The 14,527-nt window shown below is 44.4% G+C and carries 13 protein-coding genes and 4 pseudogenes; 12 read left to right on the top strand and 5 right to left on the bottom strand.

The genetic code is table 11. From position 1 onward, the window contains the following. Positions 1-71: 71 nt before the first annotated feature. From trpB to BTR1S_RS11220, 7 genes are all read left to right on the top strand, one after another. Positions 72-1,262 (top strand): tryptophan synthase subunit beta, encoded by a 1,191-nt coding sequence (gene trpB / locus BTR1S_RS11250; protein WP_006637667.1) that lies wholly within the window; start codon positions 72-74, stop codon positions 1,260-1,262. Further along, positions 1,259-2,068 carry a tryptophan synthase subunit alpha gene (trpA, locus tag BTR1S_RS11245; protein WP_006637666.1) on the top strand — a complete coding sequence of 270 codons (810 nt, stop codon included), beginning with the start codon at positions 1,259-1,261 and terminating at the stop codon, positions 2,066-2,068. Before trpB ends, trpA begins: the two co-directional genes overlap by 4 nt. 115 nt (positions 2,069-2,183) lie before the next feature. Beyond that, the gene (locus BTR1S_RS11240) at positions 2,184-3,536 is read left to right on the top strand and encodes a radical SAM protein (protein WP_006637665.1); all 1,353 of its coding nucleotides are present in this window, start codon (positions 2,184-2,186) and stop codon (positions 3,534-3,536) included. A 527-nt stretch (positions 3,537-4,063) separates the two neighbouring features. Beyond that, positions 4,064-4,384: a PadR family transcriptional regulator gene (locus BTR1S_RS11235; protein WP_006637664.1), complete on the top strand. Its 321-nt coding sequence runs from the start codon at positions 4,064-4,066 to the stop codon at positions 4,382-4,384. 72 nt (positions 4,385-4,456) lie between these two features. Next, on the top strand, positions 4,457-4,798 hold the full coding sequence (locus tag BTR1S_RS11230) for a DUF1048 domain-containing protein (RefSeq protein WP_006637663.1): 342 nt from the start codon (positions 4,457-4,459) through the stop codon (positions 4,796-4,798). A 269-nt stretch (positions 4,799-5,067) separates the two neighbouring features. Beyond that, positions 5,068-5,829, top strand: coding sequence for an ABC transporter ATP-binding protein (locus BTR1S_RS11225; RefSeq protein ID WP_029419318.1), 762 nt, complete (start codon positions 5,068-5,070; stop codon positions 5,827-5,829). Further along, positions 5,830-6,579 carry an ABC transporter permease gene (locus BTR1S_RS11220; protein ID WP_006637661.1) on the top strand — a complete coding sequence of 250 codons (750 nt, stop codon included), beginning with the start codon at positions 5,830-5,832 and terminating at the stop codon, positions 6,577-6,579. 100 nt (positions 6,580-6,679) lie between these two features. Here BTR1S_RS11220 and BTR1S_RS11215 read toward each other — a convergent pair whose 3' ends face one another. The 3 genes and pseudogenes from BTR1S_RS11215 to BTR1S_RS23715 form a co-directional block, all read right to left on the bottom strand. Next, positions 6,680-7,723, bottom strand: coding sequence for a nitronate monooxygenase (locus BTR1S_RS11215; RefSeq protein WP_029419319.1), 1,044 nt, complete (start codon positions 7,721-7,723; stop codon positions 6,680-6,682). A 100-nt stretch (positions 7,724-7,823) separates the two neighbouring features. Further along, positions 7,824-8,062 (bottom strand): annotated as a pseudogene (locus tag BTR1S_RS21910) (LysR substrate-binding domain-containing protein); the annotation flags it as partial. Positions 8,063-8,066: 4 nt separating this feature from the next. Continuing rightward, a pseudogene (locus BTR1S_RS23715) lies at positions 8,067-8,177 on the bottom strand (sigma-70 family RNA polymerase sigma factor); the annotation flags it as partial. A 185-nt stretch (positions 8,178-8,362) separates the two neighbouring features. On the opposite strand from BTR1S_RS23715, the gene BTR1S_RS11205 reads away from it, so the two are divergent. Both BTR1S_RS11205 and BTR1S_RS11200 read left to right on the top strand, forming a co-directional pair. Continuing rightward, positions 8,363-9,055, top strand: coding sequence for a FadR/GntR family transcriptional regulator (locus BTR1S_RS11205; RefSeq protein WP_029419321.1), 693 nt, complete (start codon positions 8,363-8,365; stop codon positions 9,053-9,055). After that, entirely contained in the window at positions 9,052-10,260 is a 1,209-nt protein-coding gene (locus BTR1S_RS11200) for a CynX/NimT family MFS transporter (RefSeq protein ID WP_029419322.1), read from the top strand. Before BTR1S_RS11205 ends, BTR1S_RS11200 begins: the two co-directional genes overlap by 4 nt. A gap of 178 nt (positions 10,261-10,438) precedes the next feature. Here BTR1S_RS11200 and BTR1S_RS21900 read toward each other — a convergent pair. Then, positions 10,439-10,722, bottom strand: a pseudogene (locus BTR1S_RS21900) (aspartate phosphatase); the annotation flags it as partial. A 208-nt stretch (positions 10,723-10,930) separates the two neighbouring features. On the opposite strand from BTR1S_RS21900, the pseudogene BTR1S_RS11195 reads away from it, so the two are divergent. After that, positions 10,931-11,217 (top strand): annotated as a pseudogene (locus BTR1S_RS11195) (ArsR/SmtB family transcription factor). A gap of 384 nt (positions 11,218-11,601) precedes the next feature. Further along, positions 11,602-12,759: a 2-methylaconitate cis-trans isomerase PrpF gene (gene prpF / locus BTR1S_RS11190; protein ID WP_029419323.1), complete on the top strand. Its 1,158-nt coding sequence runs from the start codon at positions 11,602-11,604 to the stop codon at positions 12,757-12,759. Positions 12,760-12,808: 49 nt separating this feature from the next. Here the strand turns inward: prpF and BTR1S_RS11185 are convergent, their stop codons facing one another. Continuing rightward, on the bottom strand, positions 12,809-13,426 hold the full coding sequence (locus tag BTR1S_RS11185; RefSeq protein WP_029419324.1) for an RraA family protein: 618 nt from the start codon (positions 13,424-13,426) through the stop codon (positions 12,809-12,811). A 127-nt stretch (positions 13,427-13,553) separates the two neighbouring features. On the opposite strand from BTR1S_RS11185, the gene BTR1S_RS11180 reads away from it, so the two are divergent. Next, positions 13,554-14,417, top strand: a complete 864-nt coding sequence (locus BTR1S_RS11180) for a LysR family transcriptional regulator (RefSeq protein WP_006637652.1) — start codon at positions 13,554-13,556, stop codon at positions 14,415-14,417. The last annotated feature ends 110 nt before the right edge of the window (positions 14,418-14,527 follow it).

Below are 14,527 nucleotides of genomic sequence, written 5' to 3'. Positions count from 1 at the left end.
CTCTACTTCATTGTAGAGGATTTCTTTTTTTTATCAAAGAAATTCTTTGCAGAAAGACGGGGGGATATATTATGAAAACTCAAGTTGCAGGAAAGTTTGGCAAGTACGGCGGCAGGTTTGTCCCTGAAACGCTCATGAGCGCGCTGGTTGAGCTCGAAGAAGCTTACTTACGGTTCAGGGAGGATCCCGATTTCGTAAATGAAGTCAGGCAGCTGCTGAAGGATTATTCCGGCAGGCCGACCCCGCTTTATTATGCGGAAAGGCTTACCCAGCATTTGGGCGGACCCAAGATTTATCTGAAACGGGAGGATCTCAATCACACGGGGGCTCACAAGATTAACAACGCGATTGCACAGGCCGTTTTGGCAAAGCGGATGGGAAAGAAAAAAATCATCGCCGAGACCGGAGCGGGGCAGCATGGGGTAGCCACCGCCACAGTTGCAGCGCTTTTAGGAATGGAATGCAAAATCTTTATGGGTGAGGAGGATATCCATCGTCAGCAGCTGAATGTCTACCGGATGCAGCTGCTTGGGGCCGAGGTCGTACCTGTTTATTCAGGCTCAAAAACGCTGAAGGATGCCGGCAATGAGACGCTTCGCTACTGGGTTGCCAATGTAGAAGATTCTTTTTTCCTGTTTGGAACAGCCGCAGGTCCGCACCCGTATCCCATGATGGTAAGGGATTTCCAAAGAATCATCGGCGATGAAACCCGGGAGCAGATTCTGGCGAAAGAAGGGCGTCTCCCCGATTCTATCATTGCGTGCGTAGGCGGAGGCAGCAATGCTATAGGGATTTTCTACCCATTCTTAAACGACTCGCAAGTTCGTTTAATCGGTGCCGAGGCGGGTGGAAAAGGATTGGATACGAATGAACACGCCGCCACATTATCCATGGGCTCTCCGGGTGTTTTTCAAGGATCGATGAGCTATCTTCTGCAAAGCAGTTCCGGTCAAGTACAGCCGGCGCATTCTGTTTCAGCAGGATTGGATTATCCGGCGGTCGGGCCTGAGCACGCTTATTTGAAGGACTCGGGCAGAGTTGAATATGCTGCTGTCACAGATAAAGAAGCACTTGAAGCCCTTCATGTACTGAGCCGGATTGAGGGAATTATTCCCGCTTTGGAAAGCTCGCATGCCTTGGCTCAATGTGTGAAGCTGTCATCAGAAATTTCCAAAGACCATTTGATGATCGTCAATATCTCGGGAAGAGGGGATAAAGACATGGATACGATCATGAAACATTCCGGAGGTGAGGTTCATTGAATCCGATTGATCAGACCTTTGCGCGATTAAAACGGGAAGGTAAGCCGGCCTTTATTCCGTATGTAACGGTCGGCGACCCCGATATTAGCACGTCATTAGACATTTTGAAAGAACTGCAAACCGCGGGTGCCAGCGTCATTGAATTGGGTGTGCCTTTTTCAGATCCTTTGGCAGACGGACCCGTTATTCAAAGAGCTGCCTTGAGAGCATTAAAAAACGATGTCAGCATATCGGATGTCATCAGCCTTGCGAAATTGGCCAGGCAGGAACAAATTCATACACCGCTCGTATTATTTACCTATTTTAATCCACTTTTGCAGCTTGGGATTGAAAATGCGTTTTCAATGATGGAGGACTCGGGCATAAACGGAATTATTGTTCCGGATCTTCCGGTAGAGGAGGGTGGGGAGATACGCCATATTTGTACGCAGAAGAACATCCATTACATTCCCTTGGTGGCCCCTACTTCCGAGGGACGGATTGAATCGATCGTCAATCACGCTTCCGGATTTGTTTACTGTGTTTCTTCTTTGGGAGTCACCGGTGAACGGCAAAACTTTCACAATGATATTGAAGGATTTTTAGCCGCCGTTAAAAAGGCGACTGCTTTACCTTTGGTCGTGGGCTTCGGCGTTTCCAATGCCAAGCAGTTCAAAAAGCTTTCATCTCATTGCGACGGGGTAGTGGTGGGCAGTGCGATCGTTCATACAATTGAAAAAAGCCTTCCTCTGCTTCAGCATTCAAACACCTACACCGACGGATTATTACGCATAAGGGGGTTTGTAGATGATTTAATTCCTGTGTGACAAAAGCCGGCTTGCTGCGAATTGGTTTTAGGTGATCCATCTAAAAGAGTTTAACATCCACTTCTTAGTTTTAGACTTTGCGACAAAGCTCTTAAAATCATTGGGAGTGAGAATAATGTTAGATGTAAAGAAATCCTATCAAGAGAGAAATACCGATTATTTTACGGATGACTACTACAAGTATGTTTCTATATTGCGGGATTACAAGGGGCCTGTGCGCAGAAAGGAATCTTACTACGCCGACAATTTTAGGGAGAAAGGCAACGCTTTATTTGAATGCTTAGGGATTGAAATCGTTCATCAGCTGCACTGTCAATTGAAATGTGAATACTGTTATGTAGCATTGGATACTAAAAGCGAGTCGATTAAACCGGTGCCGGTTGAAGAAATTATGAACATCATTGATCAAGCGGTAGAGGTTGATGAAGTCACAGGGAAAACGCTTTTTGGTCAAATTGCATTCATCGGCGGAGAACCGACTTTGCACCGCCATTTGCCAAGTCTCTTGGAATACACCTTAAGCAAAGGATTGACCCCGATACTGGTCACCAACGCAGTCAAGCTGGCAAAAATTGATTATGCAAGAAAGGTGTGCCTCCCCGGAACGGTTATTGTCACCCACCTGCCTTATCTTGATAAAGAAGGGGATAAGGAACATGATAGAATCACCAGATTTCCGGGTTACACCAAAACATTAGAGACGGCGATCCAAAATATTTTGACGATCAGAAAAGAGCTGAATGCCGTCGGCCAGGATTTTGAAATTGTCGGCGACTTTGTTTTAAGCAATCAAACACTTCAATATGCGTTTGGAGTACACAAATTTTGCAGAAAGAACGGCATTAACCCATTTTTTGAACGGATGAGGATTTCTGATGATCAAAGAAATCACCATCTTGTTCCCGGCAGGGACGATATGAAAGAACTGCTGAACAAAATCTTTGAATATGATAAGACCCATTATCCGCAGCTTATCTTTAAATCGGACGAGGTTCAGGAAAAGGACGTCTTGCTGAAGAAGATCGAATATTTGATTACTCCTGCTTTCGCCAACGCCTGTTCCATGACACAGACGGGAATTCATGTGAAATATAACCAAAATGGCTTTGGAGAGGCTTTGTCATGCGTCGGCCAGTCTATTCCGCATGGAAACCTCCGAAAGAACAGTTTGCAGGAAATCGTCAATCAGAAAATCAAATCGCGCATATTCAGCGAACAAGAAACATTTATAGTAGGTCCTTGCTCCGTTTGTGAATTATATCACTTAATCGGATGTGAGGGAGGATGCCGAGGCAATGCCAACAGCACGTTTCACTGCGGTCGGGCGTCTGATCCGGAGTGTTTGTTCCTTAAAGAAGAATACAGAATGAACAAATCGGTCATGGCTCCTGAAAATTGCGACGGGTGCCCGGTCAGCGATTGGGCTCCATGCAGCAGCTATGTTCAAAGCGAAAGTATATTGAAATGATGTTCGCAAAAACGGAGATGTCGATCCTGAATTCACAGCTTTTCAGAAAAGAATGGGAAGAGTTATGTGAACTCAAGGAGAGGTATAGGCAGACCGCTCTGAAGAAGGAGTAATCTGATTGGAACAGCTCTCCGTTCCGTTTTTGAGATAAACAAACTCGTTTTTTTGAATTTTTTGAATAGAATATGTACGAATTAAAAATTGTTCCAATTTCAAAAAAGCACCTTGAAAGGTGCTTTCAGCTTATCGACAAAGTCACAAAAAGTGGCTTCATCGACAAGCTTTTTTTGTTAAAAGGCAACACGTTTCAGTTGCAAAGGACACGCACACTATAAGCAGCTTACAAAAACTTCCGTGGAGTAATATTTTTAAGAAAAATAGTTGACACCCCCGCTACTCGTTGATACAATATACTCGTAGTAAGTATTGCTGAATAGCGTGATTTCCCAATAGCTATTCAGCAAAAATTTCCCTTAGTACTAAGTTATACTGAATATAAGTCGGACAAAATAGGGGAGGTTCTGAACATGGAAAATTTAACTGAAATGCTGAAGGGTTCGCTGGAAGGCTGCGTGCTGGAAATCATCAGCCGCCATGAAACCTATGGCTATGAGATTACCCGCCGCCTGAACGAGCTTGGGTTTACCGAAGTGGTGGAAGGGACGGTCTACACCATCCTCATGCGATTAGAAAAGAAAAAACTTGTGAACATAGAAAAGAAACCGTCAGATATGGGACCGCCCCGTAAGTTTTACTCACTTAATGAGGCTGGCCGCCAGGAGCTTGAATTGTTTTGGAAAAAGTGGGATTTTGTATCATCAAAAATCAACGTCTTGAAATCAACCTAGCTTCATAAGATATTCCGTCCAAAATTTTTTGGAGTGTCTTGTTCAGCTTTATAAAAAAGGAGGAAAAATAACATGATGGAAATGTTCAAAAAAATGATTGGTGATAAAAAAGAGTACAAGATGATGATGGCACGGGTTAAAGCCCTGCCAGAGGACTACCAGTTCGTATTTAAGAAAATTCAAAACTACATGTGGAATTTCTCAGCGGGCAGCGGGATGGACATGTTGCATATTCAGTATGAATTAATCGAGTTGTTCGAAGCCGGTGCGGCGGAAGGCAGACAAGTGCTGGAAATCACTGGGGACGACGTGGCGTCCTTTGCCGACGAACTAGTGGCAAACGCTAAAACCTATGTTGCCAAGTATCGTGAAGATTTAAATCAGAGTATCATGAAGCGATTGGGAAAAAAATAAAGAATTCAACAGATAATACCGACTGAATAGCTGGTTACAAAGTGAATTGCCGCCTTCGCTATTCAGTTATATTTTCAACCTGGTACTAAGTTATACAGATTATCAGTCAGACTAAATAGAAGAGTATAGGCAATCTAGCTCAGTAAGGTGCTCGACCGGATAATTACTCCGCTTTGTCTGAACGCACCCGCTCGCTTATCAGACAAAGCCCCGTCATTTCCGGATTTCGCAAGCGGCCTTGCTGCGCTTTTTATAAGGAGGAAAAAAGTATGAGCAATGCAGCGATTTCTGTAAAAAGGTTAAAAAAAACCTTTAAAGACAAGGAAGTCTTAAAGGGGGTGGATTTTGAGGTGCGGCGTGGCGAAATTTTCGCACTGCTGGGCTCAAATGGAGCGGGCAAGACGACGACGGTCAACATCCTCTCGACGTTGATGAAGCTCGATGGCGGCGAAGTAGGCATTTGCGGCTTTGACGTTCAGCGTCAACCGGATCAAGTTCGCCAGAGCATCAGCCTGACAGGGCAGTTCGCAGCTTTAGACGGCATGCTCACCGGGCGGGAAAACCTGATGATGATCGCCAAGTTGCGGGGAGTTTCCAATCCCGCTCAAGTTGCCGACAATCTGCTTGCAAGATTCAGCCTGACCGATGCGGCAAACCGCCGGGCCGATAAGTATTCCGGCGGGATGAAGCGCCGGCTTGACATCGCCATGAGCCTAATCGGGACGCCAGCAGTCATTTTTCTCGACGAACCGACGACAGGGCTTGACCCCGAAGCGCGGATTGAAGTCTGGGATACTGTCAAGGAGCTTGCCGGCGGCGGCACGACCATCTTGCTGACGACCCAGTACCTGGAGGAAGCCGAACAACTGGCGGACCGTATCGCCATCCTGCATGGCGGAAAAATCATCACGACCGGCACTCTTGCCGAACTCAAAGAGATGTTCCCGCCAGCGAAAGTGGAGTACATCGAGAAGCAGCCGACATTGGAGGAAATTTTCCTCGCGATCATTGGCAAAAAGGAGGAAATGTAAATGAAAAGCAAAACAGGGGTACTACTAGGGCGTTTAATGCGCAACATTATGCGCAGCCCGGATACGATTATTACGGTGGCGATTACGCCGATTATGATGATGCTGCTGTTTGTCTACGTATTTGGCGGCGCCATAGAGACAGGCACGGACAACTACGTTAATTATTTATTGCCGGGAATCTTGCTGATGGCTATCGCATCCGGCGTCGCTTACACTTCCGTGCGGCTGTTTACAGATGTAAAGAGCGGACTGATGGCGCGTTTCATTACCATGCCCATCAAGCGCTCGTCGGTATTGTGGGCTCACGTGTTGACCTCGCTTGTTTCCAATGCGCTTACTGTCGTGGTGGTTATCCTCGTCGCGCTCTTGATGGGCTTCCGTTCCAGCGCTGATATCCTGGATTGGCTCACGGTAGCTGGGATACTCGGGCTGTTTACGCTGGCGCTGACATGGCTGGCGGTCATTCCCGGATTGACAGCGGGGTCTATGGAAGGGGCGACAGCCTACTCGTACCCGCTGATTTTCCTGCCGTTTATCAGTTCGGCCTTTGTCCCCACGGAAACCATGCCTAAAATTGTCCGTGCGTTCGCTGAGAACCAGCCCGTGACTTCAATCGTGAATGCGATTCGTGCCCTCTTGTATGAAGGGTCTGTTGGCAACGGTATCTGGATCGCGCTTGCCTGGTGCGTCGGCATCACGGTCATCGCTTACTTCTTCGCCAGTAAAGAATTTAAACGCAAGTTAGGGTAGTACACCATTATGTGATTAGCCATAGAAGCGACAGCGAAGATACACGCATCAATTGATAGCTGATGAGCACCTTGTTGCCGTTATCCTAGACCAGATGCGCCTATATTTTTATATCCTCTTGGCAAAGTTTATTTAAAAGTTGTTTTACCGAAATTTCTTCAGTCAGTGATCGTATTCCTTGGCCTGCCCACAAAGACATCTGATCATGGTTGTTTTGAAGTGAAGCCTGCTGCCTCATTGCTTTAGTCAGTGTATTTTGATAAGGATATGGAAGGGTTTGTGTCTCAAATCCTTCTTTTTCTTCCATCCATTTATTCACGATTCCTCTTGCCTCTTTACCTGAAAATAGTTTCGTAAGCTTTGTATCTGCTTCGTTCGCTTCGAGTACTTTCTGTTTATGTACCGCATGTGCGTTACTCTCATGGCAAATTAAAAAAGCAGACCCGATTTGTACTCCTTGTGCTCCAAGCGTTAAAGCTGCTTTTACTCCTCTGTGGTCTGTAATTCCGCCAGCGGCTATGACTGGAACACCCAGTGCATCTGCTGCTTGTGGAACCAGAGCCATTAAACCTACGGCAGATTCACCTTTGGAAGGTAAGAATGCTCCACGATGCCCACCTGCTTCACTGCCTTGAAGGACTACTATATCCATTCCCCGTTCTTCCATTAACACTGCTTCTTCTACAGTTGAAGCGGTTCCAATCAAACGGCATCCAGAGGCTTTTAGTTCTTTTACTGCGTCTTCAGGCGGCAGATCAAAAGTGAATGAGCAAGCCTTCACTTTGTATCTTAAGATAATATCAATTTTTTGATAGAAGTCATCCCACTCTTCTTGTACAGATTTGAATTGATTTACTTGATCAGCTAACGGGATGTTTTTTTTCCACTTTTCAACTTGTTCTTCTGATGGCGTTTCTGGATCTGACGGAACAAACACATTAATTTGAAAAGGAGCGTCTGTCAGCTCAAACATTTCCTTCGTTTGTTGTTCTAGTATTTCTGGCGTAAGATATCCCGATGCTAAACTCCCGAGAGCACCTTGATTCGAAACTGCAGATGCAAGTCGAGGCTTTGTAATACCACCAGCCATTGGAGCCTGAATAATAGGTTTTGTTAACGAAAACATCTTCATAAATTCATTCATACCGAATCCCCCGCTAAGACATGGCTTTTTGAAAAAAAGTGTCATTTTCAATTTTACTCAAAGATCCGTATTCGCTTAAACATTTAGTTTTCCTTCTTTGTCAACTCATGTTTTTTTGAAAATGAGTCCTCATATGAGTTAAAAAAACGGATAAAGCAGGTGTAATTAAAGTATCTTTTCGCCTAATAAACATAGTTGTTACTAAAGAATATTTGTCAGAGATAGTATGGCTGCGGATGCGGTCTTGTTTTTCATGGGCGGCAGTGGCAGCATTGAAATACCCAAGCCGGCGCTGACACAACCAATGATCGCCTCAAATATTCCGAATTCCATCAATCTGCCTGAGGATTTCGATGTATTTTTTGACTTTTTTAAGATCAATATTGAGCTGGATGGTATCGATGATGTCTTCGTTTTCCGATTTCAGGACATCGATGACCGAAATTTCAATGCCGCTCACAGGTTATCCGTTTTTGTAGTAATAAAGAATTGACTGTTCAAATCATCTTCCATTTGATGCAGCTTTGTTTCATTAATTCGTATTAAACTTATTTTGTTGTCTTAATTTTATAGATATGATAAAATGCCGATTAACCAAACATCCTATGTTTGATAAGTGAATTATGGGAGGATAGACATATGCTTCAGAAAACAAACCGGCAGACGCTGGTTGAGCAAGTCGCATTACAAATGGAAAGTTTGATCGAATCTGGTGAGTGGGGTGTCGGGATGCGCATTCCGGCCGAGCCGGAGTTGATGACCGAGTTGAATGTCAGCCGCAATACATTAAGGGAAGCAATTCGGGCATTGATACATGCGGGACTCTTGAAGACGAAACAAGGTGACGGAACTTATGTTTGCTCTTCAAGTGCTTTGGGGGTGGTATTGAAAAAACGCATTTTGCGCTCTGATACGCTGCAAACGTTAGAAGTCCGATATGCACTCGAACGTGAGGGAGCCCATCTAGCTGCACAGCGAAGAACCGACGACGAGGCGCGCGAACTTCTTCTCCAGCTGGAACGCTGCGAGGAAGCAGCGGAACTCGGTGACATTGATAGCTTTGTAATGGCGGATATTCATCTACATCAAAGCATCGTCAAGGCGTCTCATAATGAAATATTGATCGAAATATACAGCCATATCGCTGAAGCATTGCAAGATTCGATTACAAGCTTGACTCGTTATGAAGTCGATGCGGATTTCTTGAAAATGCACCGGCAACTGGTCGAAGCAATTGTCGCTAAGGACGCCGATTGTGCTGTGGAAGCGGTCCACCGCTATATCGAAGAATCGAAGGATGTTATCGCCGTCGAAGAGGGGGAGCGGCCATGAGCGTACAAAGTGGTACGAAGCCGGCTGTGTCAAAGCGTTCGCTCTCATTGAGTTGGCCGATCATCATAGGCATCGTCCTAATTTCATTGACGATGCGGTCACCGCTAACATCGGTAGGCCCGATGGCTGGATCGATTCGCGAGTCCCTTGGGTTATCGAACGCTGCGGCAGGCCTGCTTACGACATTGCCGTTGCTTGCTTTCTCGCTTCTTTCCCCCTTCGCGCCTATCTTGGCGCGCCGCTTCGGGATGGAACGGATCATGCTTTATGCATTGGTTCTGCTCATGGCGGGTATCGCTGTCCGCTCGCTGACCTCAACAGTTCCTTTGTTTGCAGGCACCACTTTGCTTGGGCTCGCGATTGCGGTGTGCAACGTGCTAATTCCGAGTCTGGTAAAACGGGATTTTTCTCGTCATGTCGGTCTTATGACAGGGATGTATTCAGTGTCGATGAATTTATGCGGTGCGATAGCATCCGGTGTAAGTGTCCCGCTCGCCCGCAATCTCGGTTTTGGCTGGAATGGCGCACTTGGAATCTGGGGCCTGCTCGCTCTGATAGCCGCACTATTCTGGTTTCCTCAAGCTCGGGCGAGTCACGCGTCAGCCGGGATAACAACTAGCGGTATGTCGGCACGGCGAAGTCTGTGGCGTTCACCGCTGGCATGGATGATTACACTTTTTATGGGATTGCAGTCTCTGCTTTTCTATGTTTTGATCGCTTGGTTACCTGAAATCATGACAAGCCGGGGCTTGGGTGAAGACAGCGCTGGTTGGATGCTATCGCTGTTTCAAATCGCTTCGCTCCCCGTATCATTTATCGTGTCGATCGTTGCGGGACGCATGAAGAACCAACGTGTACTGGTCATAATAATGACTGTCCTGTTTTTTGTTTCATTAGGCGGCCTTTATTTCGGCGGTAATGCACTTATTTCGTTATGGACCATTTTACTTGGAATTGCCGGGGGATGTGCGTTCAGTTTGGCTATGATCTTTTTGAGCTTGCGGACGAAAGATGCCTCCGAGGCGGCTTCTTTGTCCGGTATGTCGCAATCTGTTGGATATTTGCTGGCGGCAGCTGGACCAACCTTGTTTGGTTTGCTCCATGACGTCACGGCAAGCTGGAGCCTCCCGCTATTACTATTGCTTGTCGTCAGCGCTCTGCTGTTCATATGCGGCCTGGGTGCGTCAAAAAATCACACGGTATAGGGGGGGCAGTAAAGCTCCTGCTGGAAGAGTCCATGAACTGCCCAGAATAAATAAAAATGACTTGAATTAGTGTAAGTCAAATAAATTGCAATAGAGATGGACTTTTTACTAGGTTTAGGGCCCAGTGGAATAAAAGAGAAGCCGGAATTTTTGGACCGGCTTCTTCTTCATCACTTTAGATGTTGTATGAAAGCTCGGCGTAATGCATCGAGATATGTGTCATTTTCATATGATAATAGACTTCGGATAACTTAAAATAAAACTCAGCTTTTTCAATCTTGTCGGAATTTTACGTTCAGCTTTTTTGTAATATGTAATGGCTTTTGTGTATTCACCGTTTCTAAACTCATACATCCCACGGAAAAAGTTATAATAATATGCCCGCATATTGTCTCGCTTCTTCTTATACCCTTCGGTTTTATTCGAATATTCTGAAAGTTATATTCGGTTTTCATCAGTGTATTTTGATATTAATTTGTATAGAAGAAGACCCTCAAAAGAAGGGTCTTCTAAACATTGTTAATTTAAGAACTAGTCACACTTTAAGCTATTAATTAAAACTTAAGCATTATTGCCAAGTTGACGGAGAGCATCATGCATATCCACATGAAGTCTCTGTTCAATAATTTTACCTTCTTCAATACGCAAAAGAATCAGGGGGGAGGGGATTTTGAACGGGAAAAATAAAAAACGTGATATTTTACGTAGCCATCGCTGATCCAACAAGACGTAAATTGCTACGTTTGTTGGCGGAAGTGGAAGTATTGTCACTCAAAGAGTTGATCGTTCATTTTGACAAGGGTTGTACTGCGGTTTCAAAGCATTTAGCAATCCTTAAAGATGCAGGCCTCATAATCAGAAGAAAGGTCCGGCAGGGAAACTGGATATTGGCTGAATGCCGCACTATTGAGAGAAATTAAAGATCTGGTGATCGATTTGAAGGTAATTCTTTGGTGAAAGAAGGTGAAGAGTACTTAACAAAAAGAACTCGATGAGATGCCAGAGTTCTTTTTGTTTATGTGTTTATAAGTATGTTCATTTTGTAAAGCATCATTTTTACGTCGCAAATACTTGATTGATCCTACAATTCTGAGTAGTCATTTGTATTTAGGAATAGTTTCAACGGTTTGTGCCTTTTTATTGTGGAACCGTGGATTAAATTATTCTTGTTTTTATAAATCTGTTATTCACTTATTGAATAACTGGATATCAAATATAGTTATTTTTTTTATTTCAAACCCTGCAATAAAATATTTCTTATAAGAGTGTTGAAAAGTACTTTTAACAAGAGGAAATCCATTCTTTTTTATGAACGAAAAGAACATGGAGGGAACGACGGTGATGAGTAAACGGGGAAAACAAATCAAAATTCCGGCAATTTATATGCGAGGGGGAACAAGCAAGGGCGTCTTTTTTCTCAAAGAAGATTTACCAACTGATCCATCTGAACGTGATAAAGTTCTACTTCGTGTAATAGGCAGTCCAGATCCTTACGGCCAGCAGATCGATGGTATGGGTGGTGCCACATCGAGTACGAGCAAGGTGGTTATTGTTAGTAAAAGCAATCGCCCTGGATGTGATGTAGACTACCTGTTCGGACAGGTGGCCATCGGACAGCCATTGGTTGACTGGAGTGGAAATTGCGGGAATCTTACTTCAGCTGTAGGTCCTTTTTCGATATATCGGGGTCTGGTAGATGCCCCGCTGGATGGCATGGCTGCCGTGAATATCTGGCAGGAAAATATCGGGAAGAAGATCATAACGCATGTCCCGATGAAGGATGGAGAGGTGCAAGAGCTTGGAGATTTCGTACTGGACGGAGTCACTTTCCCGGCAGCTGAAATAAAGCTTGAATTCCTTGATCCGGGTGCCGATGGGGGGACCATGTTTCCAACTGGGAATCCGATCGATATCATTCATGTCCCAAGTGTAGGAGAGGTGGAGGCTACCTTCATCAATGCTGGAAACCCTGCCATCTTTGTTTCGGCGTCTTCGATGGGATTAACGGGAGCGGAACTGCAAGGAGATATCAACGGCGATGTGGATCTATTGACCCGTTTTGAAGCGATTCGGGCGCATGGTGCGGTGATGATGGATCTGGCGGAAAGTGTGGAGTACGCAATGACCAAGCGTCAGCACACGCCGAAAATTGCGTTTTTTGGAAAAGCGGCAAGTTACACAACATCCGATGGAAAAGAAATACGTGGAGAGGATATCGATATCTTGGCACGCATCCTTTCCATGGGCAAGCTTCATCATGCCATGACCGGTACAGGCGCTGTAGCTATTGCTGCCACAGCTGCGATACCGGGAACGATTGTCAGCAGGATTTTAGGAGATGCGAGGTCGGAGCTTCGCTTCGGTCATCCATCCGGTACTTTGAAAGTGGGTGCAGAAGCTGCTCATGATCAAGCAGGATTTGCAGTGAAGAAAGTTGTCATGAGTCGAAGCGCTCGAAGATTAATGGAGGGTTCGGTTTTGATACCGAATCAGGAATAGCAGTTCATAAAAGGGCTGCATGGATGGCAGCCCTTACGTTTACACTCAGTTATTTGGAAATCATTGAATCTAAGTATTTGATCGTCGCTTCTTTGTCACCAGAAATCGATGATTCCCGTTGTTGATCTTTAAGCAGCTTTTCCTTGGCTTTTTTTAGTGTTGCTTCTTCTAATTCCATTGGGACCACAACAACGCCGTCTGCATCTCCGACAATAATGTCACCGGGTTTCACTGAAACACCCCCGCAAGAAATTGGAACGTTTAATTCGCCAACACCTGCTTTACCGCTTGCAGCAACGGTTGTCCCTTTACAAAAAACAGGAAAATCCAATTCCTTTATTCCCTTCGAATCCCGGATGACTCCATCCGCAACAATTCCGCCTATTTCCAGTGTTTTGGCCATGCCGACGACAAAATCTCCTGCAATTGCTCTATATTCATCGCCTTTGGCATCAATGACAAGAATATCTCCAGGTTTGGCTGTTCGAATGGCTTTAAGTACGGCTACATTATCACCTACAGGCATTTTTACCGTAAAAGCTCTTCCGCTAAGGATGTAATCTTCTTTTAGCGGCTTAATGCTCGGATGTAAGTTATTCAACCCGTCCAGAGCATCAGAAATGCAGGTAGTAGGAATGGAGCGAAACTGATCAATTATTTGATCCATGAATTCAAGCACCTCTTTTTTGAATTTTTTCATAACTATACTATACCGAAAAAATGAGCTGCATCAGTATTCAAAAATGTTATACTTAGCTATAACAAAAAACGATTTATATGATGGAGTGGCCAGGATGGATGATCGCGATTGGTTAATACTTAAAAACCTGTATATACATAACAACATTTCTAAAACTGCTCAGAATCTATACATATCCCAGCCTGCTTTAACAAAGCGTATTAAGCAAATCGAGAAAGAGTTTGAAGTACCTATCATTGAGCGCGGAACCAAAGGGGTTCGGTTTACCGCAGAGGGAGAGTATCTCGCTAAATGCGCTGATGAAATGATTGAAAGAATACGTCAAATGAAAGAAACCGTTTGGAACATGAATCAAGAGGTTGTGGGAACCATCCGGTTAGGCGTGTCTAATTTTTTCGCGAAAAATATGCTTCCAAAAATACTGAGGCTTTTCAAAGATCGATATCCAAGAGTAGACTATAAGGTTATCACCGGGTTGAGCAGCGAAGTGTTTAATCTTGTCTATAATAAAAAAGTTCATTTTGGAATTGTGCGTGGAGAATTCGCATGGGCGGAATCGAAATGCTTCCTCTTTGAAGAAAATATTTGTGTTGCATCAAAAGAAAAGATCGAACTCGAACAACTCCCCGAATTGCCGAGAATTGAATATAAAACGGATGCAAGTCTAAAAAGGCTGATCGATGATTGGTGGAGCGGGAAATTTTCACAACCTCCTCTCATAGAGATCGAAGTGGATAGTACGGATACATGTAAAGAAATGGTGAGAAATGGACTGGGATATGGCCTTCTCCCAAGCGTCCTTTTAAAAGAAGATGAAGATATTACACGTTTCACGATAAAAGATGAAAATGATGAACCCATTATTCGAAAAACATGGATGATCTATCATAACGAAACCATCAAGTTGAAAACGGCAAAAGAATTTGTCCGTTTTATTGAGAATTATACATTTGATTAAAACCGCGTGGTAAGCAATCACGCGGTTTTAATATTGCGGTTTGAAATTCTAATTTATTATAACTGGATATAACATTTAGATATTTTAATAAAACGATGATCAATTCTAAA

It is taken from the genome of Bacillus sonorensis NBRC 101234 = KCTC 13918, from assembly GCF_001592005.1.
GTDB classification, from domain to species: Bacteria; Bacillota; Bacilli; order Bacillales; family Bacillaceae; genus Bacillus; species Bacillus sonorensis.
This window is presented reverse-complemented; position numbering and strand designations above follow the sequence as displayed.